The organism is Caballeronia sordidicola, assembly GCF_000729995.1.
Lineage (GTDB): Bacteria > Pseudomonadota > Gammaproteobacteria > Burkholderiales > Burkholderiaceae > Caballeronia > Caballeronia sordidicola_A.
The window spans coordinates 1-390 of the sequence record NZ_JNFG01000146.1 but is presented as its reverse complement, the minus strand read 5'-3'; the positions used below and the strand labels follow the sequence as shown (position 1 = coordinate 390).

Annotated in this window: 1 protein-coding gene; it reads right to left on the bottom strand. The window is 70.3% G+C overall.

From position 1 onward, the window contains the following. The coding region (locus FH08_RS0134120; RefSeq protein WP_031362649.1) for a 1-acyl-sn-glycerol-3-phosphate acyltransferase at nucleotides 1-390 on the bottom strand (390 nt) is incomplete at both ends.

The window sequence follows — 390 nt, the reverse complement described above, 5'->3', positions numbered from 1 at the left end:
CCTCGGACAGCACGAAGACGGTGTCGTGTCCGCCCACGGTCGCGACCGGCACGATCGGTACCCCGGACCGGATCGCCTGTCGGACAAAGCCTTTACGGCCGGCGAGAACGGCCGTGTCCCGCTTGCGCCAACTGCGCATGGCGTCCTGTTCGCCGCCCGGCCAGACCACTACGTCGTGGCCGGCGGCGAGCGCCGCGGTCACCCCTTGCCTGGAGGCCGGGATGACGCCGACGGCTTTGAAGTAGTCCCCCAGTCCGGGCGCGGCCATCAGCACGTCGTGTGCGGTCCCGTGCAGAATCCGCTTCCCGTCGAAGTGCCGCTGCCAGGCGTGGACCAGGGTCCAGGCGTCCATGGTCAGCGAGCCGCCCGAGTGGATGCCGATGAGCAGCG